The sequence below is a fragment of the Microvenator marinus genome (assembly GCF_007993755.1).
In the GTDB taxonomy this organism is placed as follows: Bacteria; Myxococcota_A; Bradymonadia; order Bradymonadales; family Bradymonadaceae; genus Allomicrovenator; species Allomicrovenator marinus.
Genome location: NZ_CP042467.1, coordinates 2263709 through 2289206, shown reverse-complemented (window position 1 = coordinate 2289206; position 25498 = coordinate 2263709). Strand labels below are relative to the sequence as shown.

Here is a 25498-nt window from a genome sequence, read left to right as displayed (position 1 = left end):
GCAACAAAAAAGGCACCCCGAAGGATGCCTCTTTTGAACAGATTCCAAAACTTGGAATTAGTTCACGCGGTCCTTCAACGAAGGAGCAGGCTTGAACGAAACTGTGTACGAAGACTTGATCTTGATTGGCTTGCCCGTACGTGGGTTGCGGCCTTCGCGTGCTTTGCGGTGCTTAACACTGAAGGTACCGAACTGTGGGTACGAGAAACGCTTCTCGTGATCGATAGCAGCTGCAATTACGTCGAATGCAAGGTCGAGAATCTCGCCCGTTGCCTTCTTGGTAATCTCGATGCCTTCGTTTTCTGCTCTTTCGTGAACTTTGTTGATCAATTCTGATTTCGTCATGTCAATCCCCTTATCAAGGTTAAGTTGAACTAGTTTACCTACTTGAACCCCACAAGGACTCACGTCCTCCTGAGATTCGACTCTTACCGCTTGAAAACGTAGCGGATTTAATTATGCCCACCGATCCTTGTCAAGCGCATTTCCAAAAGAAAATTGCGGAAGACCGCAAAAAACCTTCATGATCGGCACGAATAGGCATGTGGAATACACTATCTGGGTTAGGGTTTGTGGTGGTTAAGTGGTTGATTTTATTTTGTTAAGTGCAAGATTTCCGAGGCAACTTCAGGCGTTGCGAGAGGACGGCCGAATTCTTTTGCCATTTGCGCGACCTTTTCGACCAATTGCCACGAACCTTGGGCAAGTACGCCCTTTGAGACGTAGATATTGTCTTCGAGTCCGACTCTTACATGGCCACCCATTCGGATCGCAGCTTCGGCCAAAGGGAACTCGTAGCGGCCAATTCCAGCAACGGACCACGTCCAATCTTGGGGTAACCTGGACACAAGGTATTCGAGGTTTCGTAAGTCTCCACCCATCGCCCCGGGGACTCCGAGCACAAAATCGACGTGGAGTGGGGCTTGCAAAAGACCCTGATCCACGAGCTTAAATGCGGTCTCTAACATGCCGACCTCAAAAACCTCGATCTCTGGTCGGATGCCAAAGGTATTGAGGCGCTCAGCTATTGTGCGAATCAGAGGGAGTGGGTTCATGAACACATCTTCCCCAAAATTGACGGTTCCAGTCGTGAGAGTCGCCATATCGGGTTTGAGATCGAGTGCCTCGATACGGGTCTCCACGTCCATCCAGACGGCTCCGCCGGTCGAGAACTGCACAAGTACGTCTGTTTGATCTCGAACGGCGCTGAGGATGGCTGAGAAGGTCTCACGGTCCTGCGTAGGCGTCCCGTCTTCCTTTCTCCCGTGCACGTGAACCATCGCTGCACCAGCATCTCGACATCGCTTCGCTTCAAGGGCGATCTCTTCCGGTGTGTAGGGAACGGCCGGATTTTGCTCGCGCATAGTTTCCGCGCCGTTGACGGCTGCGGTAATGATAAGAGGCTTCATGATTTTTTCCGTTGAAGTTCAATGGGCACCACGCAGGTTCCCGAAGCGCGACAAACCAACACCGGTGGATCGAGAACATGCGCCTGAGACGGTGCTTCCGCGCCTTCGATGAGCTCGATCACCTTCCATGCCTCGAAGCTCATCTTGCGACTCGTTCGACCTTCAGATTCGATCTTTCCGCGCGCCTCGATGTAGTCCCCCGCTCGCACAGGTGCCAGGAACTCAACGGAGTCGTAAGCGCGAAAGAGTCCTTCATCACCATCATGGCGGATTAGGAGTTCTGTGGCGACATCTCCAAACAATTTCAACATAAAGGCGCCATCCACCAGATTGCCGGCGTAGTGGGCCATCTCCATACCGATCCTCAAACGAATTGTAGATTCCATCCGATGCTCCGCAGGTCACAAGAAACAAAGACGGCGCACCGTAGCGCGCCGTATGAACTTACTCAACCTAGTTGGAGGAGATCAGGGAGTGGTTCCTGGGAAGCCTTGCTGCTTCTGGTTCAGGGCTGTAATAGAACCCGATGGCCAGGAGATCGCAGCAGCGCGCCAGAAGGTGCCAGTGCTTGCGAGGTACTCGTTTCTCCACTCGTAGCGCTGTTGGCCTTGGATGTAGATACGCAATGTCGCGTAGCTAGGACCGAAGCCTTTGTCAGCGTAGTAGTAGACACCGACTTGGTACGAGAGTCCGCTCTCGGGGTTGTTGTGGTTGACGTTCTCTGGACCGGAACCGTCGGTATCATCGATATCGAGGCTTGGGTCGTCAGCAGCGCCGGAGGAGCCCCAATCGCTTGTGCGGTTTCTCCAGAAGATATCCCATGGTGCGTTGTTCCAACGACCGTTTGGATGCAGGTAGTGCAAGTCAAGGTCTGTTCCGAAGGTGTCCTCTTGGTCAGCGTCGGTTGGGGTGTCCCAAACAAGCTGAACGTGGATGTCTTCGTCTGGCGTAGCAAGGATGGTAACGCGACGAGTCTCGTCATCGTTGCAGCTCGAGAGGCCCTGGTCGTCATAAACAGTCAGCTCAACGATGTACGTACCAGCAAGGTCGAGGAACATAGTTGGCTGAGGCACTGTGTTCGACGTCTCAAGGCGAGCTGTCGAGTTTGGAGGACGCTGAACGATGGTCCACTCGTAGCTCGCGATGGAGCCGTTCGGGTCGGTTGATTGCGTTGCGTCGAATCCGATGTACTTCAAAGGAATCGTGTTCAACTGCTGGCGATACGGACCGATCGCGGTACCGTTCTGCTCCTGAATGCGGCCCTGAGCGATAGCTTGTGGGCAGACGTTCGTGGTGCCTTTTCCAACGATTGGAACTCGAAGGTTAGCCTTCGAAGGGTCGTTCGAGCGCACGGTAAGCTCGCCTGTAGAGACGATTTCAGCGGTGGGGGTGTAGGTGACGACGAAGTTCGCCGTGTTGTCTGGAGGAATCACAGCTTCAGCGTCCGGAAGTCCCTCTGGAAGAGATCCATCGCGGAGGTCGAATACGCCACCGCCATCGTCAGTGATCGAGATCTCAGAAACTTTGAGGTCTTGAGTTGGGCTGCAGTTCTCGATGGTGATGGTACGGCTATTCGCGTAGCCGATTCCGCCTTCACCGAAGTTGATTTCATCTTCGCGGCTCAGACGCATGCATGGAGCGCCGCTGTTTCCTTGAAGAGACACGGTGTACTGGCCCTTCTCTGGGTCATTGCTGAAGAAGATCAGATCTGCCGATGAAGGAAGATTGTCTTGTGGGTTGAAGTACACGCGAACTGGGAAGATTTCGTCTGGAGCAACGGTGCTCGTTGGCTCGGTGCCATCGGTTGCAGGGTCGACCATCACGTCTTTGGTCTCAGGGAACGAGATTGAGAAGTCGCTGTCTGCAGGTGAAACAACCACCCGGCTGATTTCAAGCGGAGCCAGACCGATGTTCTGCACGTCAAGGAACTGCCATGACTTGTTGCGTGTGGTCTCAGTGACGGGAGCAACGCGAGGGAAGTTCACGACCGGCGTCGAGGAGATGCTAGGAGCAAGGTCGGCCGTCTGAATCGGCACTTCCAAGTCTCCGTCTGGATCGTTGCTCTTGATGATCAGGCGCCCGTTGTCCGGATTCTGGTCAAGTGGCGTATAAGCTATTGTCAAAATGATCTGGTCGCCAGGAGCGATCTCAGCGGTGTTTTGCCAGGTCCCTTTTTGGAACTCCACGCCACCAGCATCTGAGTCAGTATCTTCAACCAACTCGATCGACGTGATGTTCAAGGTTCCGTCACCGACATTGCTGATGATGATCGTCTCTTCCTGGCTTCCGCCGAGCGGAACGTCCGGGAACTGAACAGGGTTAGGAATAACACTGATTTGTCCGGTATCGACCTCGCCGATATTGCCATCTTTTCCTTCGTCGTCAGAGCAGGCTGCGGCAAAGAGGACGCCAGCTACTGCCAACCAACTCAAATGCTTTACGTTATTGATCATCTTACTTCCTGGTGTACCCGTGCAAACTAGGGCGGTTAATCAAGGGGCGCACTATAGGGAGCTACTCCACTAGAGTCAACGCTTTCTCCTACATCTACGCACCATGTAGGTTTTTGGGTAAAATAATTTTGAATTTTTCAAAGATGGCCGTCTTTTCGAAGGGTATCTTCAAAGGTTTTGAGGAGCTCCATCATGCCGTTGACTGGCAGGAGGTCCTCTTTAGTGGGCGAAACCTTGATCACTGTTTTGCCGTACGAAATCGCTTCATCTGGGAATGTGACGCTGGCCAAAAGGTCATCGACAAGTTTTTGATTCGAACACTCATAGATGGTCACAAAGACGTTTCGGCGGTCCTTGGATGCTTTGAAGCTTGTTTGGCGGACATCCTCAAAGCTCGACTCTTCGGTCGCACCAACGCTCCAACCTCCGGTGCGAATGGCGAGGAGAACCAGGTCTCGGGAGATAGCGGGTGGACCGTGGTCGTCTGGCTCGATGATTTCTGCCATGGGTTCCGGCCCCTCAATGGTTGAATAGCTCACAAAAAAAGCAAGACCAGCTCCCATGACGACCAAAACGAGTGCGAGCAAGGCGATAAATACGGGCGCAGCCTTCGAAGCTCCGCGCGACGAGGCGTTATTCTCGATCGTTGGTCTTGGCCCTTGGTTGCGAGGGTTAAACGCCAAATCTTGTTTTGGAGGCTCATCGGGAACGCGCTGGGCGACCGCGACAGGAATCTCCTGCGCTTTGTTCACCCTCGGCTTGGAAACCGGTTTTGGCGGGCGGGCCGGTTGCAGGAGCGGCACTTCTTCTGAGGCGGCTTCTGGGCTGTACCATCCACCATCGGGTTCAAAGTCGAAGATCGGATCGGAGATTTCTTCGAACTCGCTCGCACTTTCCAAACCTTCGAAATGGCCCGTGATCGTCGGTGGTTCAAAACCGAGCTCGTCGGCAATAAACGCCTCGACATCGGCGCGCATCGCCGTAGCGCTCTGATAGCGCCCGCTGGGCGACTTCTCGAGCGACCGGTGAAGAATAGCGGCAAGTCTGGGAGGGCATTCAATCGAAGAAGGGAGTCGCCATGGTGTGGAACTGAGGTGGCCAGCCACCGCACTTTGGTAGTCGACTCCGGGAACAGCAGGATCTCCCACCAAACACTCCCACATCACCATCCCAACGCCATAAATATCCGAGGAAACGCTCAAGGTTTCGCGCCGCATCTGCTCTGGGGATGCGTAGCGCGGCGTGCCAACAAATGCACCGACCTGAGTGAGTGCGATATCGACGTCGGGGCTAGGGTCGAGAATCTTCGCCACCCCAAAATCCAAGACTTTGACGTAGATCTCACCGTCTTGATCGCGTCCAAGCATGATGTTGGAGGGCTTTAAATCTCGGTGGAGAATGCCCAATGAGTGAGCCTCTTCGAGACTTTCCAAGATTTGTTGGGTGACTTTGGCGGTGTCGATTGCGCTGAGCGCCCCAAACTTCTTGATCTGACGGGAAAGTGAGCGACCTTTGATGTACTCCATCACAAGGTAGAGGAAGCGATCACCCTGCCCAAAATCTAAGATTCGAATGGTGGATGGGTGCTTGAGCTGGTTGATCAGACGCGCTTCCCGCGCGAATCGCTCCACCCACGTGGCTTCCACCTTGGAGTCCAACTCCAAGATCTTGATGGCCACCTCGCGGCCGTCCACAAGTCGAGTTCCGCGATAAACCGAGCTAAATCCCCCACGCGCAATCAATTTATCCACCGTATAGGTGTCGCCGATGCGCTCTCCTGCTCGAGTTCGTTGAGTGTTCATAGTCCTTAAAACAACTTGGGGAATCGAAGCCTACCCTTGAATCAAGCGTCCGCCAAGGCGAGTACGAAAAAGCCGTTTTCCACCTTTGCGACACGCTTTTCTACGAGGAAGTCGAGGTGTGCCTCAAGGCTCAGTCGGGCGAGTGGCCAAACAGAACGAGGGGTGTCGGCGTAAGCTACCGCGAGCAACTCGTCGAGGGATTGTGGCGTTGAATTCATGGCGTTAACGATCTTTTGCTCTCGTCGAAGACGGTGGTCGATATAGTGTTGGATGCGCGCTTGCGCGTCGGGAAACGGCCAACCGTGGGAGGGAATGATCGTCTTTGGACTCAGGCCCTTCATGGACTCGAGGCTCTGCAGGTAGTCCGCCATGTTCCCATCTTGAGGGGAGATAAGAATCGTACCCACCGAAGCCATCATATCCCCGCAGATAATCGTGTTCAGGGTGGGTGAATGCAGGATTAAATGCCCCTGGGCGTGACCCGGCGTGGGGTGGATCGCCCATCGGTTACCTCCGACCGTGAACTCCAGATTTTCGAGAGCTCGCCCTTGAAGTCCAAGTTCATCGAGCGTGTGCGTATGTGCCCAGACCTCGGCCGGGAATTCCTGTCTGAGCGCCTCTAGCCCCTGAACGTGATCGGGATGATGGTGCGTGAGGATGACGGCTTCGACAGCTTTTCCGGTCGAGCGGATGAACGCGTTCAACCGTTGGTGATCGTCTGGGGAATCCGAGCCAGGATCGATCACAAAGAGCGAGTCACCTTCGAGCACGATGGTGTTGGTACGAAGCCCGAGAGCCATCGGCTCGTGCTCGAGCCCTGGCGTGTGCATACCCGCGGGAATCGTCTTTGAGCGCACGGATAGAAGCCAGACACCGGGGAAGATTTGGTTGTCTGAAAAGTGGGTACCGGCAGAGAACTGTGGCCACGCGTTTTCAGCGCCGTCTAGGTGTTCGAGTACCGCCCGGATTGGGTCTGAGAGGAGCCACTCGCCGCGCGCCCACATCGTGAGCGCGTCTGCGGGCCGAATCCAGCAGGAGTCGTCAAACTCGTGATTAATCTCAGGCTCCGCTTCCGCGCCTAATTGCAGCTCGTAAAATCGCGAGTGGTAGCGAAAAGGCGCCCAATCTGGGTTGCGCCAATCTCCGATGAGCCGCAAGGCTTCGGCGTCTGCGACGACTCCAGTTTCCTCAAATGTTTCTCGAAGCGCGCACGCTAGAAATGGGTCAGAGTGGCTATGGTCGTCGTCGGCGACTCGACCGCCAACGAAACCCCAATGACCGCCCAAGAAGGTCATTTCCGGGCGCCGCCGCGCCATGAATACGAGTGAGCCGCGGCTCAAAGCTATGATGGATGTTTGGAGCATAGTAAAGTGCTGAGCTAGATTTGCATGGGCGTCAATGGTACACCGCTCCAGAGGTTAGTATGTTTGGATTCTCGCTCACAGAAATTTTGTTAATCTTGGCAGTGGCACTTGTGGTGCTCGGTCCGGAGAAAATTCCTGACGTCGCAAGAATGCTCGGAAAGGGTATCCGAGAGGTGCGCAAAGCCAGCAATATGATGCGTGATGCGCTGATGATCGACGATCCCGGGCCCTCGGCGCGCCCGAAGCCTCAGCCTCGCGCGTCTCAGCCCGCGATGGAAGAAGAGCAGGATTGGGTTCCAGACCCAACGCCTCAGCGAGATATCAAGTTGAGTTCCTGTTCGCCAAGATTAAAGAGCGATGAAATTACCGAAGTGGAATTAAGTGAGCGCAAGACTGTTGAGAAGATGCGCGAAGTCTACCTTCACATCCCCTACATCGAAACGATATGAGCGTTGACGAGACACCAGATCCTTATGCCGATGCGCGAATGAGCGTGTTTGAGCACCTTCGAGAACTCCGTGTGAGATTCTTGAAATCCTTTGTGGCGATCGCTGTAGGATTCGGGATTTGCTGGACTTGGGCCGAGCCTCTCTTTCAGTTCCTACTCATCCCGCTTCAGAATGCCGCTTCCGAAGCCGATCTGGCGCAAATGCACCACAAGGATCTGGCTGAGCCATTCTTTGTGCTCTTGAAGACATCGATCCTCGGCGGTGTGTTTATCGCGCTGCCGGTGGTGATTTTCCAGCTCTGGTCTTTTGTCTCACCGGGGCTCTACGACCACGAGAAAAAGACCTTGCTCCCGTTCATGGTTTCGTCGTTCTTCTTCTTTCTCCTAGGGTCGACCTTTTGTTTTGTGGTGGTCATGCCGCAAGGCTACGAATTCCTGCTTGGGTTTTCTGAGACGGTGTCTCAACCCGAGTTGATGATGAGCGAATACCTCGGGCTGACCTCAAAACTTTTGATTGGATTTGGGATCATCTTTCAGTTGCCTGTCGTGACGTCGTTTATGGCCAAAGTTGGGCTGATTACGCACCGTCATTTGATCACGTACTGGCGCCATTCCGTGGTGGCTTCATTCATTGTGGCCGCTATTTTGACGCCGCCTGACGTGATTACCCAGGTCCTGATGGCTCTTCCGCTATCCGTTTTATACTTTTTGTCGATCGGCGTCGCATGGTACTTCACGCGCCAAAATGAGCGCAAAGCAGCGCGCGAGAGCGCGATGAGCGAAACATAGAGAGGATTTATGTCTTTTATACCTTATGTGGTTGAACAAACGCATCGCGGTGAGCGCGGTTGGGATATTTTTAGTCGATTGCTTAAGGACCGGATTGTGTTCCTCGGCACGCCAGTAACCGACGATATTGCAAACTCGATCATTGCTCAGTTGCTCTTTCTTGAGAGCGAAGATCCTGAGAAGGGCATCGACCTCTACATCAACTCGCCGGGTGGCAGTGTGACTGCGGGTTTGGCGATTTTCGACACCATGCAATACATCCGTCCAGAGGTGAGTACGATTTGCCTCGGGCAGGCCGCTTCGATGGGCGCGCTTTTGTTGAGCTCAGGCCAAAAGGGCAAGCGTTATGCGTTGCCACACTCACGGATCCTGATTCACCAACCCTTGATGCGGGGTGGTATCGGTGGCCAGGCGACTGATATTGAGATCCAGGCACGTGAAATTCTGCGGCTCAAAGAGCGACTCAACGAGATCTTGGTCGAAAACACAGGCCAGGCCGCAGAACGTATCGATAAAGATACCGACCGTGATTACTACATGAGTGCGGCAGAAGCCAAAGAGTACGGGCTTATCGACCACGTGATCGAGCACCGTCCAAAGCTCGGCTAGGTCCAACCCTGTTCAAAAAGTAGGGGTCCGATGTATCTGCGGCCGACCCTGAGCATCATAAGTGCGAGAACAATGAGATGCTCAGAACGACGAATGTCAGAGGTATGTGAATGAAGCCAGTAGTTGTCATCGGGAGTGGGTTTGGGGGGCTTTCGGCCGCCATTCGAATGCGTGTACTCGGTTATCCAGTTGTGCTCTTGGAGGCATTGCCGGAAGCCGGCGGGCGAGCTCGGGTCTTCAAACAAGATGGGTTTTCGTTCGATGCCGGACCAACCGTCATCACCGCACCTTATCTCTTCGAGGAGCTTTTCGAAGCAGCGGGGCGAGACTGGCGAGATTATTACGAACTGATGCCGGTCGATCCTTTCTACCGCATCATGTACGACGACGGCTCTCAGTTTGACTATGTTGGGGACGAGGAAAGGCTTCTCGCCAACATCCGCGACCTCAACCCTGAAGACGTGGATGGCTACCTAAAGCTCGCTGAGCATTCCCGCCGCATCTTCGACGTAGGCTACACAGAGCTCGCCGATATTCCGTTTGGCAAAGTCACCGACATGCTTAAAGTCGTGCCGGATATGATGAAGCTTGAGAATTATCGCTCGGTGTACGGGCTCGTCTCCAAGTACATCAAAGACGAGCGGCTCAGGCAGGCTTTCAGCTTCCAGCCACTTCTGATCGGCGGAAACCCCTTCCGAGCGACCTCGATCTATATGCTGATTCACTGGCTCGAGCGAAAGTGGGGTGTTCATTACGCCAAAGGCGGGACCACCGCACTGGTCAACGCGTTGACGCGCCTCCTCGACGAGCTTGGGGTGGAGGTGCATTACAATGCGCCGGTTGCTGAGATCGAGGTGACAAACGGGCAGGCGAGTGCCGTTCGCCTTGAAGACGGTCGCCGATTTGAGGCGAGTTTCGTGGTTAGCAACGCAGACCCGACCATGACCTACCGCACGATGGTGGCGCCGGAAAATCGTCGGAAGCACTCGAACCGAAAGGTCAACGGGGTCAAGAACTCGATGAGTCTTTTTGTAGCCTATTTCGGGGCCAAGAAGATTTGGCCTGAGCAGGCACACCACACGATCGTGCTCGGACCTCGCTATAAGGGCCTGCTCGACGATATTTTCGATAAGAAAGTTCTCGCTGATGATTTCTCGCTTTACCTGCACGCCCCGACCCGCAGTGACGCAAGCGTAGCACCTCCAGGGCATGAAAACATGTACGTGCTTTCGCCGGTCCCGAACACCAAGAGCGGCATCGACTGGGAGAAAGAGGGCGAAGCCTATTTCGACCGGATTATGGAATCGTTGGAAAAGCGTATGCTGCCAGGGCTTCGCGAAAACCTCGTCACGTCCAAGTTCATCACCCCGACGTATTTCGAAGAGGAATTGCGCTCGGCTGACGGTGCGGCCTTTGGGCCTGAACCCATTTTGCAGCAGTCCGCATGGTTCCGTTACCACAACGAGTCCGAAGACGTGAAAGGGCTCTACTTTGTAGGCGCTGGAACGCATCCGGGAGCCGGAGTTCCGGGCGTTCTCTGCACATCAAAGGTCTTGGAGCGAGTGGTGCCTCATCTCTCGCCATCTGAGCGGCTGCCTCTTCCGGAACTTAAGCTGAGGAAGTCGGCGTGAGCGATATTGTTCGACTTTCGAGGCAGACGCTTTCGAAGCACGCACGCTCGTTTCGGTGGGCTGCGTTCTTCCTTGCGCCGGACCAGCGAGATGATGCGGCTGTTCTCTACACGATCTGCCGCGTCATCGACGATATGGCCGACGAAGCCCCTGACGCCGATGTGGCGAGGGTGAAGCTCACTGGACTCAGGAAGATGCTCGCGGGCGAAGAAGACGCACTGGTGGACGAGCAGACAGCGCGCGTTGTGACCGCCTTTTTGGAGATGGCCGAGCGCCGCGGCTTGGACGTGCAAGGGCTCTACGAGCTCATTGAAGGTGTGGAGTCTGACCTTGGCCGGGTGATTTTCCAGAGTGATGAAGACCTTCTTCGATACTCGTACCGCGTGGCGGGTGTGGTGGGCCTTTTGATGTGCCCAATTCTCGGAGTTAAGGACCCTAAAGCGATGGCGCACGCGATCGACTTGGGCGTGGGGATGCAGCTCACAAATATCTGCCGTGATGTGGTGGAAGATGCCGCTAGGGGCCGTGTCTATCTACCTGCTGAAAGGCTCAATCGCGTTGGTATCACGAGCGAATCGGTCTTGAGTGGGAGTGCAGAACATGCGGCGCTCAAGTCCGTGATCGTTGACGTTTTGGAGCTCGCCGAGCGCTACTATGAGTCTGCACAAATCGGGATGAAATTTATCCCCGCACGCTCTCGATTCGCCATCCTTGTGGCGAGTCGCCTCTACCGAGGAATTGGGCTCAAGGTGTTGCGAGGCAATGCGGATCCAACCAAAGGCCGTGTATGGGTGAGTCTCCCCGGGAAAATCGCATGGATTTGCAGCGCGGTAGTCAGTTTTGTGCAACCTGCTCAAGAAGCTGAGACTCACGATCAGAGGCTTCACGCGCCGTTGAGAGGACTCCCGGGCGTACATTAACAGCCGATTGCGTCCCTCGTTTATTGATTCTGGCGGCATCCTCAACTAATCTCCCAAGTAGCTCAATTCGCCTAAAAGGCAGATTTTTTACGTGGGATATGTGGATGGCGCGAATCATCTTGTTGTTATTCTTGGGGTTGGTGGCTTTTGGTTGTTCCGACGACCCCACTGGTCCACCTGATGTGGTTTTCCCTGACGTAGGTCCGGTGGAGGACATGTCGGATATGGGAGAGCCTGACGCGGCCGGAGATTCAGGCGAAGATATGCCGGATTCAGAACCCGACGCAGACACGGACATGCCCGATCCCGACATGGATTCAGACATGGACCCTGATATGGATCCACCGGATCCTTGTGATGCGTGCACACAAGACCAGGTTTGTATTGAGGAAGAGTGTCTGAGTCGTGACTCGTGCGAGATTGCTGTGGACTTGGGGATGCTAGTGCCCGGAACTCCGGTTACTCAAACGGGATCGTTTGTGACCGAAGGCGTGGACACCACTGCCTCTGAGTGTGGCGGCGAGATGTCAGGCCGTGAGCGAGTGTTCCGCTTTGAGCTCTCCGAACGCAGCTTGGTTTCTTATGATGCGTCTTGGTCGGGGCAGTTTGACGGTGTGCTCGATTTCCGCAGGACTTGCGAAGACGCGGGCACCACTGAGCGTTGTACCGATATCGAATTCGGCGAAGCATTCTTGGAAGCGGGCGAGCACTTCCTGGTTTTGGAAGTGAAGTTTGGAAATCCGGGTCAGTTCGAACTTAGTCTGGAAGTCGAGGCCGCCTCGTGTACGCCCGGTGAAGAGACCTGTATGGGCGACGATCTTGCAATTTGCGACCCTTCCGGGCAGCCGGAGATTGCAGAGTGCGGCGCATCCTGTACCGCCGGAGCATGCGATGGAAACGTGTGTGCGGCCCCGATCGTAGTCACCGGAAACGGTGGTACATTTGCGGGTAGCGGTCGTGCGTACGATAGCAATTTCAATTTCTCCACCAACGACTCGTGCGGAAACACCAATCAACCTGGCTACGACGTAGTCTTCTCGTTGCCCGGGCTTCAGGCTGGTGCGATCGTGACCATCGATACGGAGACGGGTGACTCCAATGCCAATGGTATTTTCATCATGGAAGGGTGCAGTGCGACGCCAACTTGCTTGCAACACTTCACGGGAATCGAAGATGTGGACTGGGTCGCTCCAGCTGCCGGCGACTACTTCATCGTCGTAGACAAAGTCATCAATTCCTCAACGCCCTTCAACTATTCGATCGTGATCAACTAAGTCCCCCTTACGTAAAAAGTTCACGATCTGTCAATCCATTGACCATTCCCCACCTACTCTTGGATCGTCTCAACCTAAGTGTATTCGCCCTGAATACACCTTGTAGTTCGGCGAGTCCGCCGCAATATTCTCGGCATGTAACTTGCTGTTTACCTCTCTGACGACCTCGATGGGAGTGACCAGATGAACTTTTTTTCTCGAATCTTGGCCCTTGGCGCCATTCTTTCCTTTATCCCCGCCAGCGCGATGGCGTGGGATTTCACGTGTAGCCCGGCTAACGTGACCGAAATTGAACCTGAGCTTCCGCCCAACATCATGATGATGTTGGACCGCTCGGGATCAATGGATCAGGGCGAAGCTGACCAAACGTGTAAAGTTTGTCAGGAGTTCGACGGGGACAGATTTGAGGTGAGTTCAGCCGCCGAGTGCGCGCCTATGGGGTCTTGGGCAGTCTCAGATCGCAGCGAACTGAGTAAATCCAATTCAACGTGTGGCTATCGGCATACGTTTACATGGTCTGGTCTACCTCCCGCGACCGGAGAGCTTTGGATTCAGGCTGAAGGGCGAGGCAACTTCAATAGTGGAGGCGAATTCTATCGTGTTTTCGTCAATGGTGTCCAAGTTGATACTTGGGACCCAGATAAAAAGTGCCAAAACACAGCAAACACCTCGATCTTGATTGATCCGAGTTCTGTCGTGGGTGGAGAGATTACCATCGAGTTTATCGCTTCCTCTGACACTTGCTTAGATTGCAACAATAACAACAACTGGCTCGAAGTCACTCTCGAGAACAGGGCCAACACCTACCTGGGAACCATCACAAACCGCGAAGCATGCGGAAGACTAGACAAGTGGGGACAGGCGAAGAAGGCTATCTCGATGTTGACATACGAGTCGTCCGAGCGAGACCCAGACCTCGCTGCATTTGGCCTTTCTCTCTTTGCAGGAACCAGCGCGTGGACCGTCGAAGGTTGCAATACGGATAACCATACCGCGATCATGAACGCATTGAATGCAACCGGCCCAGGCGGTAATACGCCTACTGGAACGGCGATTCGTGTGTCCGCTAATAGCGAATGCGTGCGTGAAGCAAGCTTTGATATTCAGGACGACTACCGGCAGTTCAACAATCGTCCTTCCTATTATTCACATCAATTCAACGTCGCGTCGTCGACCGGTGACATGGAACTCTTGCTCTATCTCCAGGGAGACTACGACAACGATTGCGAGACGGCTACGATCGAGGCACGGGGCGGAAATCCTGCCCAAACGGTGGTTCTTGGCTATCACGTTGTCAGACGCTCTTGCTCAGAGTCGATGATTTACTCGTTCACCGTCCCTCGAGCCCTTGCCGCCACGGGGCAGGTTGAGATTCGAGTCATCCCGCGAAATTCGGGCGAACCTGCCGCACCTTCAATGACGTGCAATTCGTCGTCTGATGTAGGCACATGTGGGAGTTCTCAAAACATTTCGATCGCTAGGTTGAAGAGTGACAAAGCGATCAAGCGAACTTCCGCAACGATGTTGATCAATGACGGTCAACCTTGCTGCCAGTCTGATGCCTATTATCAGGCTATCGTGGCGGCGTGTGAGCATAGGGACGTAGCGGCCCTTTATGTTGTCGGACTGGGCTCCGGCACCGATGTTGAGTTCAACGACATTCTAGCGGCCGCAGGCGGAACAGGTACCTGTTCCGTCGGCGGGGTGGACGTGGACCCATGTGCCAACATGGGAGCCTGGGGGAACTTGCGAGGCGATTGTACTGGTGCGTTCCAGACCAACAACTCACAAGAGCTTTTGGAGGCGATTGCGGCCATTACTCAAGAACTTCAATGTATGTTCGATGTGAACTTCGAAGGCCAAAACCTTAATAGCGTGCCCGAAGACGGCAGCTACGAGTACCCATATCTCTACGTTGCTGGACGAGGTGTGGATGCGATTGCCCATAAAGATAGCCCCAATGCGCAACCACCGGGCGAGGGCTGGGACTTCGTGAACCCCTCCCTTCGTGACCGTGTCAACCTGTCCGAGCACTTCTGCAACATGGTGCAGAAGCGCGACATCAATCAGGTGACAACCCACTTGGCGTGTTTATGCGAACAAGAGGAAGGCACCGAATGTGATGTCCCTAATTTTGATGCACTTGGACTTTGCCCGAAGGGTGTTTGGACCTGTATCGAAGGTGTGGACGTTTGTCAGCCTGATACGGATTGTTGTGTGCCGGGCAATGCCTGTACCGTGCCTGGCCTAGAAGGAGTTTGCGCCGAGGGCTTGACCACCTGCGTCAATGGCGTGGAAGTTTGTGAACAGGTTACTTTCCCGTCTGAAGAAATCTGCGATGGCCTCGACAACGACTGTGACGGTGAAGTTGATGAAATCAGTCGTGATTGTACGGTTCAGGGCGCATTTGGGCGCTGCTCACTTGGACGTATTGAGTGCATCGATGCCGCAGAGGTCTGTGTTTCCAAGCTCGATCCAATGCCGGAGCTTTGCAACGGCTTGGACGACAACTGCGATGGCGTCGTGGATAATATTACGGACTCTTGGGAAGACTTCGAAGGGGTCTATACCCTGGCTCCAGTAGACGAGCCCAAAGCATGTAACTTCACTAACACGTGTATGTGTCCAGATGGTGTGTCTGACACGCATTCCGGCCAGACATTTAGTGAGTTTGTGGATAACTGGTCTGCAATCTGTGGCTGTGGTGAAGGTCTTGAGCCGACATCGAGCGAAGGTGAGCCAGCATCGATCGGCGGCGGCTCGACTGGACCACAAGCAGGCTGTGCCACGCAAAACTCATCCAATGCAGGTTGGCTCGGACTCCTCTTGGTTGGCTTCCTCTTGAGGCGGCGCCGTTAAGCCAAGAGCGCGTCCAAACTCTCAGAAAAGTTCTCGTAGCCGTCTCTTTGAGGCGGCTTTTCTGTTATCCAGAGCTCGTTCGATGCGCCTAGCTTGAGCAACCATGAGCTTCGTGAGCCGTAGTTGATCTCAGGGACGTGGATCTTCGGCATCCCGAAATCCATCGAGCGGTGCTCGCTCATGGCCGCCTTCATGTCAGAAAGGTGCTTTGCTTCAGCGATTTTGCGGCTCAGGTAGTCCACCCTCATGTCCTCGTGGGACGAGAAGCTGCGCTCGGTCACAGCCACAATGCCTCCATCAAAGTGCTGAATCTCAGGCGCATCGTGGCGGCCCACCAAGAGGTTTATACCGCTCAAATCGGCGGCGATGAGATGGAATGGATTGTAGTCACGCGGGTCGACCGACCTCATCCAACTCGCTGCCGCCTTGCTCGAATCGAACTTCAGCGCGGTCTTCACCAATTCACCTCGCGAGCGAAGATCCGTGCGCCTACCTTCCATGAAGCGATTGGTGATGGCCACGAGGAGTCCAAATTCATTGATGCCGATCCAGGTCCCTCCGGCGACCAAATCAACCGGTGCAAGCACACGAGTTCCCCCAAAATCGCGCAGCTGACTCGGTGCGCTTGCCCTGTCCAGGTTTTCATCGCGATTTGCGGCGAGCCAGAGCGAGGGTTCAGAGCCGTTTTCCAGGCGAATCACAACACTACACATTTGACGCTCACTGCTCTATTTTTGCTTGACGGTGCCTTGAGGCTTGGGTAATTCCCTTGCCCCCGGATCTCGTGTCCGGAAAGCCGATGTAGCTCAGTTGGTAGAGCAACTCATTCGTAATGAGTAGGTCACCGGTTCAAGTCCGGTCATCGGCTTTACTCTTCCACTTTAAATTCCAAAATGCCGTCATCCTTGGGTTGCTCAGGCTTGTTTGAAACCGTCATGGTTTCAAGAATAGGAGTCGCCAGGTTTGCTTGAGTTTCATAATCCATCGGACCACGAACACTCAAGGTTATGAGGGTTTCCCCGGATTCGACGATCCACGCGCTAACGGACTCTTCTCCGCTTGGAAACAGGCCCTTTGACGAGATCTTGAAGGCTTTGAGACCACCGATTGAGGCGTACTCGGACGTTAGAAGTCTGGGTTGGTCCATCGAACTCTCGAAGGCTTTGGTGACTTCGCTGGCAAACTCCGCCCCTCCAAACTGGTGGCCCATCGGATCGCGAAGCTCGGTGCTGAGCAGGACGTGATGGGTCGACGTTGAATCCTTGATGAGGAGCCGTGCTTTGGCATCCTCGGTCGCCTGAAATTTCCAATCCTTAAGAGAGCTGAAGTCGATCACCGACTGCGTAGCGGGGTCCGTCCAGACCTTGGTTTCCGGGTCCAATTTGGCTTGGCTCAGTCCGACCAGATACTGGTCGATCGTGCCCGGAACAAAGGTATTGAGTGGAGGTTCAGGGTAGAATCGGGGTGAATCGGTCGCGAGAGTTGTGGCGACGGGACCGAGGTCAATGTTGGCGTCGCTTCCCACCACAACCAAGGTTCCGCCTTCTTGTAGCACCACAAACTTCAAGTCCTTGCGGTTCGTGAATGCGGCGTCAAAGAGGCCCTTGAGTTTCAGTGCGGCTTCGGGAAGTCCCCAGAAGCTCACCCACCCAACGATGGTCTTTTCTCCATTTTTCCAAACTCGCAAGGAGTCGGATTGCCAGAGCGAGAGCACACTTCGGGCTAGCTGTGGATCGGATGACCGAGCGAGCAGGAACGAGTTGATCGCCGGGCCAACGCGCGTCTCGTGCGCGAGTTTGTATTTGGAAGGAATAGGGAGCTCATTATGCTTCCAGCTCGACTTCAGTTCTCCAGCGAGCCAGAGGTCGGGTCGAACGATTCCTGCGCTCTGATCCACACCTCGAATCTTCGCGGCCTCGAGCGCTGACCAACCCCCACTTCTGACCAGCGAAGCCGCAAAGACGAGACCATCAGTATGAATCGTGAAGTGTTCGTCGGCCAGGGTGGACTCTTGACGGGTACGAGCCGCAGGCGGGGAGAGCAAGAACTGCGTGCCGCGCAAACTTTGTGCGAGGTCGGGTCTTTGCAGGATAATCTTCGCGTCGACTCCCTCGTTCTGAACTTGGTCCATCGCACCTACGAGGAGCGCGTCTGAGGCCTCGAGTGCTCGCGCAGCAAGCCAGGCGTCCCAAGAGGTGGGTTGAGCGCCAGAATCGAAATGCTGGGCGTTCAGGCCGCGGGTGAGCGCCTGAAGCACATGAACTCGCAGAGTGGCCTGATCCACCCCGATATTGACGAGCTGAACGGTATTCGTCGACGAATCCCAACTCGCGGCGCGGTCGCCGGGAAGGGGCCACTTTGCCTGGTTTGTAGATCTTAGACCAAAGAGCAGATTCAAGATGAGTTCACGATCGGTCGCAACGGAATCGGGAAGCACCAGCGCGTCGGGAGCCGCCTCGACCCACGTGAGTCTTGGGGGCGTCTTAAATTCTCGGTCTCTGAGCTCTTCGGCCTTAGCTACCAGCGCGTCGAAACTGATATCCGGCACACTCTTAACGGGGGCGGTGTTCTTGGGATTCGGCTTGGATGTCTCACATCCAGCCAAACAAACGAGGCCAACGATAAGCAAAAGGAGATTTTTCATGGCCATCCTTGGTCATTCTCTACGAATCAGGCGCATAATCGGTCCGAGCTTGAGCTTGTTCCCGCTGCCGCTGCCCACCACGTGCCACGATAGCGCCCACCAGAAGAAGAGCGTCGCGATACCGGCCAAGAGTACACCAAGGACCATTCCAATTGAGACGTCCATGACTTTGAAGTCATGAGGCGCAAGCAGAATCGCGGCACAAATACTCAAGCCCGCTGCCATGATCCCGAGGAAGAGTCGAGTCCCGAGCGTGTTCAGGTGTTTTCCAACCTCGTCGATGGCCTGATTCTTGACCTCAATGGTGAGGTTTCCACCCTCCAAATCCATCAAGACTTGGTCGAGTTGTTGTGGGACTTGCGTCAGAAAGCTCGAGAGGCCCATCGCCGAGGTCATGGCACCCTGTGCGATCTTCTTGGCTGTAAATCGTCGCTTCGCCAGGTCGGATGCGTAAGGCATCCCGATAGCCATGATATCGAGGTTCGGGTCGAGGAACCTCATGATGCCCTCGATCGTGGCTGCGGCTTTAGTGAGCACCGCGTAGTTCGGATTCAGGCGAATCTTGTGTGCTTGAGCCGCTGTGGTGCACTCGGTGACAAACTGGGAGACGTTGATATCCGAGAGGTTCGAGAGCAGATATTCGTCTCGGATTCTGACCACGTCGGCTTTAAACGCGCGCAGGTTGACGCGTCCTACCGGACTTCCCATCCGCAGCAGTGTCCGTGAGATTCCCTCTACATCGCCGGTCAGAACGCTCACGATCAGCAGAATCAGGTCGTCCTGCTGGGCGGCTGAGAGGCGGCCCACAAGCCCGAAGTCGATGAAGACCAGAGTGTCGTCTTCGCGCACCAAGATGTTTCCAGGGTGCGGATCGCCGTGAAAAAATCCGTCATCGAGCACCATCTTCACCATCGCGTCGAGCAAGGTGTTCAAGACGCGCTTGGCGCGGTCAGAGCCGGACTCGAGCTCAGAGAGCTTGATCGCATCGATGAACTCAAGGGTCATGATTCGGTCGTTGCTCAACGCCTCGTAGACCTTCGGCGTGGATACCTCCACGACCTCTCCAAAGTTCTGCCCGAACTCCTGGATGTTGCGGGCTTCGAGGCGAAAATCGAGCTCTGAGAGAATCGCCTTCTCAAATTCTTTGACGATGGCCGTCGGCGTGTAGAGTTCGACCTCTTCAATGGTCGCCTCGAGGATCCGGGCGAGGTAGTAGAGGATGTCGAGGTCGCTGCGGATTACTTCTGCGATCCCCGGCCGTTGAATCTTGATGACGACTTCATCACCTTCGTGGGTCTTCGCGCGATGAACCTGCCCGATGCTCGCCGCCCCAATGGGCTTCTCGTTCACCTCTTTGAAGAGCTCGGGCATGGGTTTTCCCAGGTTTTCTTCGATGGCCTCCTTGACGGTCTCAAATGGCAGGGGCGGGACGCGGTCCTGAAGGTGTTTGAGCTCGTTGATGAAGGCCGGGGGCATGATGTCAGGGCGAGTCGACATGATTTGCCCGAGCTTGACGAAAGTGGGCCCCAACTCCTCCAAAACGCGCCTAAACCGCACCGCGGCTTCGTCGTGATCCTCACCGATTAAGCTTTGAGGGCCTTCGAATGCGTCGGTATCCTCGACTTCTTCTTCGGCACCAAGTCTGCGTGCCACGGCCTTGAACCCGTGCTTGGTGAGCACGCGGGTGATCTCACGGAGCCTTAAAACGTCTTTTACTGCGGTTCTGACAGGGGCTAACATGGGTGCATCTCAGGGTTCATAGGTCTTTAGGGCATCGTCCATACATTTGAAAAACGCGTCTTCGTCGTAAACCGCGCCGTCTTCTCCGGGTCTTGTCGCCGCCCGGAAGCACGAGGAATGGTGCATGCCAGCAAACTTCAGACAATACTCGGGCTCAAAGTTGCCCTGGCAGCGTTTTTCGAACTCTGCCGCGAAATCCATACTTGTGTCGCGACTTACCAAGACATCGGCCGAGAATTCCAAGTAGGACCAAATTCCAGCCCCCAGAAGTATCAGCAACACGAGAGCCGCCGCGGTGATCTTGGACTTTACTTGTTTTTCCATACTGGCTCCCGTTTTTCGGCGAAGGCCTTGAGCCCTTCAAGTCTGTCTTCGGTGGGAATGGTCAGCGCGTAGCATTCAGCCTCAAAATCAAGGGCGTCTTGAAGTGGGAGTTCAATTCCCCTGTCCACAGCAAGCTTTGCTTGTTTGATGGCGATTGGTGCGGCTTTAGCGATTTCTTCGGCAAGGGAGCGGCAATAGGTGCTGAGCTCGGACCGAGGCACGCAGTGCGAGACTACGCCCCAGTCCAAGGCGTCTTGGCCACCGAGTCGCAAACCTCTGAACATCATTTCCTTGGCCTTGGATGCGCCGATGAGTCGTGCGAGGCGTTGAGTACCCCCAGCCCCTGGGATGATGCCGAGTCGCAGCTCGGTCAAACCCACTTGAGCTTCTTCAGCCAGAACACGGATATCGCACGATAGCGCGATTTCTAGGCCGCCCCCGAACGCGTGCCCGTTGAGTGCGCAAATCACGGGCTTTGAACACTCGGCGATCGCGCTGAACGCTGATTTGTAGTCACGGATTCGCTGAGCGACCTCTTCGTCAGACATCCCCCGTCTTTCCTTGAGGTCGGCGCCGGCACAAAAGACGCGGTCTCCGCTTGCCGTGAGGATTACCACGCGCACGTCTTCACGCGTGTTCATTTCCAAGAATTTGGTCTTAAGTGCGTCCACGAGCGCGCCATTCATGGAGTTCATCGCGTCCGGCCGGTCGATGGTGAGCGTGGCGATCGAGTTTTCAACTTTTTCGACGAGTACTTCTGGCAGGTCTGAACTCATATGGTATCCTCAAACGATGCCAGACCTTCATGCTACAGAACCCGATCGGACTCAAGCCACACTCCCCAAAGAGGGTTCGAAAGATCGTGAGAAGTGGAGAAAGGCTGCGAATAAGGCTGGAAAAGTCTATTTTTCGATCTGTCGGAAGGTCGCTCGGGTGCTCAACGCCCGCCGCGAATAGCTGAGACCGCATCGGGAATCCCACTCAAACTCTTGATCTCACCGGCGACACGTTGGTCAGCGCGCTCTAAGTCTCGAACGAGAACTCGCACCAGGGAATCAAGACGCCCAGCGCCTGGCTCATCGAGTGCCTTCTGAGCCTCCTTCTCCCGCCACTCGTCAAACACGCGCAGGATCTCTTTGTTGGTGGCCGCCAGCGCGTCCGCGAGCAGGTCTTCTGCAAGGGCTTCGTCAGATGGGAGGGTCAATGGGTCGGCTCCGACGCCTGTCATGCTCGGTTGCGGAGGATGAGTTTCGTCAGAAACCGAAACCTCGAGTGGAATGCTTTTCTCCTCTTTGTGCAGGCCGCTGAATTCGAGTTGGACCTGTATCTTCGCGGTCAATGTGTGGATTTTGACCGCGTACTGGTGTTCGGAGTAGACGGGTTCTTCCACGGTTTGCGGCTCGCGATTCAAGGCTTCCCTTGCGCGCATGACATCATCTCGTTCGCGAATGAGGCGGTCGCGGGCGCTTTGCAAGTCTCTGCGCGCGCGCTCAAGGCCGTACTTGGTGCTCGATGAGACTTCGGGAGTTTCGCGAGAAGCCCTAGATTCGTAGTCGGTAACGTCTTGTTCAGCACGGGTTACCGTGTTCTCGGCGTCCACCACATCTCTCTCCGCGCGCTCCAAATCGTTGAGGCGGTTTTTGTACGAGGGGTTTGATACCTGGCGCGTCCCTGATTGAAACGTCACGCTCCGCCAGACTTCGTTTTCTGACTCGATGAACACAGGCTTCTTGCCGGATACCTTCAACCTCACGTCGGGCTCTTTGACCTGGGTGCGCACCTGCAACACGCCCAGTTTTAGGCGGGTAAGGTCAGCCTGTATTCGGTCAGGAAAACCTTCGCCTTTGACGTCTACAAGGAACGTCTCCTCGTCGGCGACCTGAGTCAGGAGTTCGAGCCTCTGCCTATCGAGGTCCGCCGTGTTCTTGAGCTGGGCTAGCTTGCCAACGAAGAGTAGCTCAGCTGCAGGATCTCCGGAGGCGCGCGCCTCTTCAGCTTGAGCCCTCAGATCGTCCTCCCATGCATTCCGCATCTCCACTGCTGCTGCTGCATGTGGGTTTGGCGCTGGAAGCTCATTCATTGCGACTTCATGAAGGAGAAGGGCCGTAGAATAGTCCTGGTCTTCGCGGAGCTTGCCCGCCGCGTAGCTTACGGCCTGGCTCGTCTGTTTCACCAGATCTTGGGCTTTTGCGGACTTTGGATAGAGCTCCCAGGCTTTGCGAGTGGTTTTGAGGGCCCCGATATGGTCGCCACGATTTTGAGCTTCGCGAGCCTGTATGCTCAGTTCTTCGAAGTATCGTCCCCGCGCAAGCTCCGCTTTTCTAGATATCTCCTCGGAATCCGGGTCTTCAGCCAATGCCGTTTCGTAGGAGGCTAGAGCTGCGCGATAGTTGGAGGCAGCTAAATGCTGGTCGCCGGCCACAACATGGGCGCTTGGGCCACACGCCATGAGTAAGAGCGCCAAGGCTATGAGAGTTCGGGGAAACATGGCTTTAGGGCTTCTCGGAGTTGGTCTGCTGACTCAAAGTGAATCGCATGGATACCAAGCGATTCAGCCGCAGCACAATTGGAGCCGCGGTCATCAACAAAGACACATGTGTCGGGTGACTTATTCACGAGTTCGAGCGCTCTCTCGAAAGCTTTTGGTTCCGGTTTTCGGGTTCCGTGCTGCCAGGACACAAAGGTCCATTCGAGCCACCGGCTGAGTCGAAGCTTCTCCTCGATCATCTGGTGCCAGACCGGGTAGTTGGAAAGCGTGTGCATCTCCACGCCCGCCTGCTTTAGGTCATCGAGTAGCTCAGGAATGCCGGGAAGAAGCCGATACGCGTTATGCAACGCGTCCTTGAGCCCCAGATAATCAAAAGAGCGTCTATCTGCGAAAAACTCCGCTGCGAATTCCTCTTCGCTGATTTCGCCGCGTTCGAATCTTGGCCATGCGTCAGCGCTTTTGTCCCTCAAGAGCTCTTCCATCGAAGAGTCAAAGAACTGAAGCATCTCAAGTTTAAAGGGGTCCCAGACAAGCGTGTCCATGACGTCCAGAAAAAGTGCGTGCTTCAATTGCAATTACCTCCGGCATTGCAAGTCCCGTAAGAGCTATCGCCTTTGATACAACGAGTTCCCGTGTCACAGGCGGAACAATCTGTACACGAGCACTCTTCGTTGGTGTCGCAGCTAAGCTGTCCAAGGCAGGCGACGGCGGAGCAGTCGAAGGTTACTTCGTTGCCGCAGATATCGTTGTCCGTGACGGCGGCTCCGCAGACACCAAGTCTCTCGCAAAAATCTGTCTGGGCTTCTGGATCGCAACCACAAACATTGGCTTCTCCTGGGTCTCCGCCACCGCAGGTCTCGTTCGCGTTAGCGCAGTTTCCGCAACTTGCGGTTCTGGCCGCGCCACAGTTATCGGTTCCGGCAAAGGAGCCACAATCTTTTCCGTTTCTATCGCAGAAGTCCTGATCGGATTCAGGCGTACACGCGCAGACGTTGGCTTCAGGCGATGCGCCCCCACCACATGTCTCAGGGCTTGTGCATGAGCCGCAGTTTGTTGTTCTTGCTGCTCCACAATTATCGGTTCCGGCGAATGAGCCACAATCTTTTCCATTTCTATCGCAGAAGTCTTGATTGGATTCTGGCGTACATGCGCAGACGTTGGCTTCAGGCGATGCGCCCCCGCCACATGTCTCAGGGCTTGTGCATGAGCCGCAGTTTGCGGTCCTAGCCGCTCCACAATTATCGGTTCCGGCAAAGGAGCCGCAGTCTTTTCCGTTTCTATCGCAGAAGTCTTGATTAGATTCTGGCGTACAGGCACACACGTTGGCTACTGGGGAGGCTCCACCGCCGCATGTTTCAGGGCTTGTGCACGTTCCGCAGTTTGCGGTTCTTGCTGCTCCACAATTATCGGTTCCAGCAAAGGACCCACAATCTTTTCCGTTTCTATCGCAGAACGTTTGATTGGATTCTGGCGTGCATGCGCAGACGTTGGCTACTGGGGAAGCTCCACCGCCGCATGTTTCAGGGCTTGTGCACGTTCCGCAGTTTGCGGTTCTTGCTGCTCCACAATTATCGGTTCCAGCAAAGGAGCCGCAGTCTTTGCCATTTCTGTCGCAGAACGTTTGATTGGATTCTGGCGTGCATGCGCAGACGTTGGCTACTGGGGAGGCTCCACCGCCGCATGTTTCAGGGCTTGTGCACGTTCCGCAGTTTGCGGTTCTTGCTGCTCCACAATTATCGGTTCCAGCAAAGGACCCACAATCTTTTCCGTTTCTATCGCAGAACGTTTGATTGGATTCTGGCGTACATGCACAGACATTGGCTACGGGCGATGCGCCCCCGCCACATGTTTCTGGGCTTGTGCAAGTCCCGCACTCAGCGGTGCGCGGGTCACCACAATTATCGGTGCCATTGAAAGTTCCACAATCCTTTGAGTTTCTGTCGCAGAAGACCTGGTTGGTTTCGGGAGTGCAGCCGCAGATATTGTCCTGTCCTGGTGCGCCGCCACCGCATGTTTCCGGGTTTGTGCATCCGCCGCAGTCTACAAGTCGTGTCTGTTGACACGCGTCGAGCTCCTGAAGTTGCCCGCATTCTGCGCCGTAAAAGTCGCAGAACTCTTGATCGGTTTGATCAGGACAGGCGCAGACGTTGTCCGTACCACCGCCGCCGCAGACGGCCGGCAGCGTACACGTTCCACACTCCTCAGTCCTCGTTTCTCCACAATTATCTTCGCCGGTGAATTCGCCGCATGTCTTCGAGTTCCGAAGGCAGAACTGGAGCGCTGTCTCTGGGATGCACGCACACTTATTGGCTTCTACGGCACCGCATTCTTCGGGCGCGGTGCACGTTCCACAGTCTACCGTGCGCTGGACGCCACACCGGTCCGTGGTTGTGATGGCACCACACTGAGCCTCCACTCCTTCGCAGAGTTCGGAGTCAGCTTCGGGCTCGCAGGTCATGTCCGCCATGTCCGTCATATCCACCTGGGGCATATCGGGCTCAGGCATATCCACAGGTTGGTCGAGGTCCATGTCCGGCGTATCGGTTCCACCGATCCAGAAACCACCCTGGCATGTTCTTCCGCGAGCATCGGTGGCGCCTTCGTCTGAGCAGCTCAAATCCCCAAAGCCAGGCTCGTAAGTGCAGCTTGCACCGACTCCCAGAACGAAACACAACACGGCTATTTTCTTCATCGTCCAGACTCGTCTTAAATCAGATGTCTCCAAGATAACGCGCCATGAACTT

At 55.1% G+C, this 25498-nt stretch carries 21 protein-coding genes and 1 tRNA gene; 8 read left to right on the top strand and 14 right to left on the bottom strand.

What is annotated here, in order from left to right; all coding sequences use genetic code 11:
- Positions 1-57 precede the first annotated feature (57 nt).
- From FRD01_RS09535 to FRD01_RS09510, 6 genes are all read right to left on the bottom strand, one after another.
- On the bottom strand, positions 58-345 hold the full coding sequence (locus FRD01_RS09535; protein WP_146959162.1) for an HU family DNA-binding protein: 288 nt from the start codon (positions 343-345) through the stop codon (positions 58-60).
- A gap of 248 nt (positions 346-593) precedes the next feature.
- Positions 594-1409: a 3-keto-5-aminohexanoate cleavage enzyme gene (gene kce / locus FRD01_RS09530; RefSeq protein WP_146959161.1), complete on the bottom strand. Its 816-nt coding sequence runs from the start codon at positions 1407-1409 to the stop codon at positions 594-596.
- Positions 1406-1795, bottom strand: coding sequence for a 3-aminobutyryl-CoA ammonia lyase (kal, locus tag FRD01_RS09525; protein WP_146959160.1), 390 nt, complete (start codon positions 1793-1795; stop codon positions 1406-1408). Before kal ends, kce begins: the two co-directional genes overlap by 4 nt.
- A gap of 81 nt (positions 1796-1876) precedes the next feature.
- Positions 1877-3862, bottom strand: a complete 1986-nt coding sequence (locus FRD01_RS09520) for a choice-of-anchor D domain-containing protein (protein ID WP_146959159.1) — start codon at positions 3860-3862, stop codon at positions 1877-1879.
- A 137-nt stretch (positions 3863-3999) separates the two neighbouring features.
- Positions 4000-5664 carry a serine/threonine protein kinase gene (locus tag FRD01_RS09515; protein WP_146959158.1) on the bottom strand — a complete coding sequence of 555 codons (1665 nt, stop codon included), beginning with the start codon at positions 5662-5664 and terminating at the stop codon, positions 4000-4002.
- A 41-nt stretch (positions 5665-5705) separates the two neighbouring features.
- Entirely contained in the window at positions 5706-7028 is a 1323-nt protein-coding gene (locus FRD01_RS09510) for an MBL fold metallo-hydrolase (RefSeq protein WP_146959157.1), read from the bottom strand.
- A 59-nt stretch (positions 7029-7087) separates the two neighbouring features.
- Between FRD01_RS09510 and FRD01_RS09505 the strand changes: the two genes are divergently transcribed.
- From FRD01_RS09505 to FRD01_RS09475, 7 genes are all read left to right on the top strand, one after another.
- Complete coding sequence (locus FRD01_RS09505; RefSeq protein WP_146959156.1) at positions 7088-7477, top strand: Sec-independent protein translocase subunit TatA/TatB; 390 nt, start codon at positions 7088-7090, stop codon at positions 7475-7477.
- Positions 7474-8265, top strand: a complete 792-nt coding sequence (gene tatC / locus FRD01_RS09500; protein WP_146959155.1) for a twin-arginine translocase subunit TatC — start codon at positions 7474-7476, stop codon at positions 8263-8265. Before FRD01_RS09505 ends, tatC begins: the two co-directional genes overlap by 4 nt.
- Positions 8266-8274: 9 nt before the next feature.
- Positions 8275-8874 (top strand): ATP-dependent Clp endopeptidase proteolytic subunit ClpP, encoded by a 600-nt coding sequence (gene clpP / locus FRD01_RS09495; RefSeq protein WP_146959154.1) that lies wholly within the window; start codon positions 8275-8277, stop codon positions 8872-8874.
- A 110-nt stretch (positions 8875-8984) separates the two neighbouring features.
- Positions 8985-10505, top strand: a complete 1521-nt coding sequence (locus FRD01_RS09490; protein ID WP_146959153.1) for a phytoene desaturase — start codon at positions 8985-8987, stop codon at positions 10503-10505.
- Positions 10502-11425 carry a phytoene/squalene synthase family protein gene (locus FRD01_RS09485; protein ID WP_146959152.1) on the top strand — a complete coding sequence of 308 codons (924 nt, stop codon included), beginning with the start codon at positions 10502-10504 and terminating at the stop codon, positions 11423-11425. Before FRD01_RS09490 ends, FRD01_RS09485 begins: the two co-directional genes overlap by 4 nt.
- Before the next feature lie 104 nt (positions 11426-11529).
- A complete protein-coding gene (locus tag FRD01_RS09480; RefSeq protein WP_146959151.1) occupies positions 11530-12699 on the top strand; it encodes a hypothetical protein in 1170 nt (389 codons plus the stop codon).
- 183 nt (positions 12700-12882) lie between these two features.
- Positions 12883-15558 carry a vWA domain-containing protein gene (locus FRD01_RS09475; protein ID WP_146959150.1) on the top strand — a complete coding sequence of 892 codons (2676 nt, stop codon included), beginning with the start codon at positions 12883-12885 and terminating at the stop codon, positions 15556-15558.
- On the opposite strand, the gene FRD01_RS09470 is transcribed toward FRD01_RS09475, so the two are convergent.
- Positions 15555-16271 (bottom strand): NRDE family protein, encoded by a 717-nt coding sequence (locus FRD01_RS09470; protein ID WP_146959149.1) that lies wholly within the window; start codon positions 16269-16271, stop codon positions 15555-15557. The two genes, FRD01_RS09475 and FRD01_RS09470, sit on opposite strands and share 4 nt — an antisense overlap.
- Positions 16272-16353: 82 nt before the next feature.
- On the opposite strand from FRD01_RS09470, the gene FRD01_RS09465 reads away from it, so the two are divergent.
- Positions 16354-16426 (top strand) — tRNA-Thr (locus FRD01_RS09465).
- Here the strand turns inward: FRD01_RS09465 and FRD01_RS09460 are convergent.
- The 7 genes from FRD01_RS09460 to FRD01_RS09430 form a co-directional block, all read right to left on the bottom strand.
- Positions 16427-18202 (bottom strand): hypothetical protein, encoded by a 1776-nt coding sequence (locus FRD01_RS09460; protein ID WP_146959148.1) that lies wholly within the window; start codon positions 18200-18202, stop codon positions 16427-16429. It abuts the tRNA gene before it with no gap.
- A 12-nt stretch (positions 18203-18214) separates the two neighbouring features.
- Positions 18215-19942: an ABC1 kinase family protein gene (locus FRD01_RS09455; protein WP_146959147.1), complete on the bottom strand. Its 1728-nt coding sequence runs from the start codon at positions 19940-19942 to the stop codon at positions 18215-18217.
- Positions 19943-19951: 9 nt separating this feature from the next.
- Complete coding sequence (locus FRD01_RS09450) at positions 19952-20266, bottom strand: hypothetical protein (protein WP_146959146.1); 315 nt, start codon at positions 20264-20266, stop codon at positions 19952-19954.
- Entirely contained in the window at positions 20251-21042 is a 792-nt protein-coding gene (locus FRD01_RS09445; protein ID WP_146959145.1) for an enoyl-CoA hydratase-related protein, read from the bottom strand. Before FRD01_RS09445 ends, FRD01_RS09450 begins: the two co-directional genes overlap by 16 nt.
- A 161-nt stretch (positions 21043-21203) precedes the next feature.
- A complete protein-coding gene (locus FRD01_RS09440) occupies positions 21204-22754 on the bottom strand; it encodes a tetratricopeptide repeat protein (protein ID WP_146959144.1) in 1551 nt (516 codons plus the stop codon).
- Entirely contained in the window at positions 22733-23323 is a 591-nt protein-coding gene (locus FRD01_RS09435; protein ID WP_146959143.1) for an HAD-IA family hydrolase, read from the bottom strand. The genes FRD01_RS09440 and FRD01_RS09435 overlap by 22 nt, the downstream gene beginning before the upstream one ends.
- On the bottom strand, positions 23320-25446 hold the full coding sequence (locus FRD01_RS09430) for a hypothetical protein (RefSeq protein WP_146959142.1): 2127 nt from the start codon (positions 25444-25446) through the stop codon (positions 23320-23322). The genes FRD01_RS09435 and FRD01_RS09430 overlap by 4 nt, the downstream gene beginning before the upstream one ends.
- Positions 25447-25498: the final 52 nt, after the last annotated feature.

What these genes read in the sequence shown, in the direction of transcription:
- FRD01_RS09535 (WP_146959162.1), bottom strand. Translation starts at nt 345, where the DNA reads ATGACGAAATCAGAATTGATCAACAAAGTTCACGAAAGAGCAGAAAAC.
- kce (WP_146959161.1), bottom strand. Translation starts at nt 1,409, where the DNA reads ATGAAGCCTCTTATCATTACCGCAGCCGTCAACGGCGCGGAAACTATG.
- kal (WP_146959160.1), bottom strand. Translation starts at nt 1,795, where the DNA reads ATGGAATCTACAATTCGTTTGAGGATCGGTATGGAGATGGCCCACTAC.
- FRD01_RS09520 (WP_146959159.1), bottom strand. Translation starts at nt 3,862, where the DNA reads ATGATCAATAACGTAAAGCATTTGAGTTGGTTGGCAGTAGCTGGCGTC.
- FRD01_RS09515 (WP_146959158.1), bottom strand. Translation starts at nt 5,664, where the DNA reads ATGAACACTCAACGAACTCGAGCAGGAGAGCGCATCGGCGACACCTAT.
- FRD01_RS09510 (WP_146959157.1), bottom strand. Translation starts at nt 7,028, where the DNA reads ATGCTCCAAACATCCATCATAGCTTTGAGCCGCGGCTCACTCGTATTC.
- FRD01_RS09505 (WP_146959156.1), top strand. Translation starts at nt 7,088, where the DNA reads ATGTTTGGATTCTCGCTCACAGAAATTTTGTTAATCTTGGCAGTGGCA.
- tatC (WP_146959155.1), top strand. Translation starts at nt 7,474, where the DNA reads ATGAGCGTTGACGAGACACCAGATCCTTATGCCGATGCGCGAATGAGC.
- clpP (WP_146959154.1), top strand. Translation starts at nt 8,275, where the DNA reads ATGTCTTTTATACCTTATGTGGTTGAACAAACGCATCGCGGTGAGCGC.
- FRD01_RS09490 (WP_146959153.1), top strand. Translation starts at nt 8,985, where the DNA reads ATGAAGCCAGTAGTTGTCATCGGGAGTGGGTTTGGGGGGCTTTCGGCC.
- FRD01_RS09480 (WP_146959151.1), top strand. Translation starts at nt 11,530, where the DNA reads ATGGCGCGAATCATCTTGTTGTTATTCTTGGGGTTGGTGGCTTTTGGT.
- FRD01_RS09475 (WP_146959150.1), top strand. Translation starts at nt 12,883, where the DNA reads ATGAACTTTTTTTCTCGAATCTTGGCCCTTGGCGCCATTCTTTCCTTT.
- FRD01_RS09470 (WP_146959149.1), bottom strand. Translation starts at nt 16,271, where the DNA reads ATGTGTAGTGTTGTGATTCGCCTGGAAAACGGCTCTGAACCCTCGCTC.
- FRD01_RS09460 (WP_146959148.1), bottom strand. Translation starts at nt 18,202, where the DNA reads ATGAAAAATCTCCTTTTGCTTATCGTTGGCCTCGTTTGTTTGGCTGGA.
- FRD01_RS09455 (WP_146959147.1), bottom strand. Translation starts at nt 19,942, where the DNA reads ATGTTAGCCCCTGTCAGAACCGCAGTAAAAGACGTTTTAAGGCTCCGT.
- FRD01_RS09450 (WP_146959146.1), bottom strand. Translation starts at nt 20,266, where the DNA reads ATGGAAAAACAAGTAAAGTCCAAGATCACCGCGGCGGCTCTCGTGTTG.
- FRD01_RS09445 (WP_146959145.1), bottom strand. Translation starts at nt 21,042, where the DNA reads ATGAGTTCAGACCTGCCAGAAGTACTCGTCGAAAAAGTTGAAAACTCG.
- FRD01_RS09440 (WP_146959144.1), bottom strand. Translation starts at nt 22,754, where the DNA reads ATGTTTCCCCGAACTCTCATAGCCTTGGCGCTCTTACTCATGGCGTGT.
- FRD01_RS09430 (WP_146959142.1), bottom strand. Translation starts at nt 25,446, where the DNA reads ATGAAGAAAATAGCCGTGTTGTGTTTCGTTCTGGGAGTCGGTGCAAGC.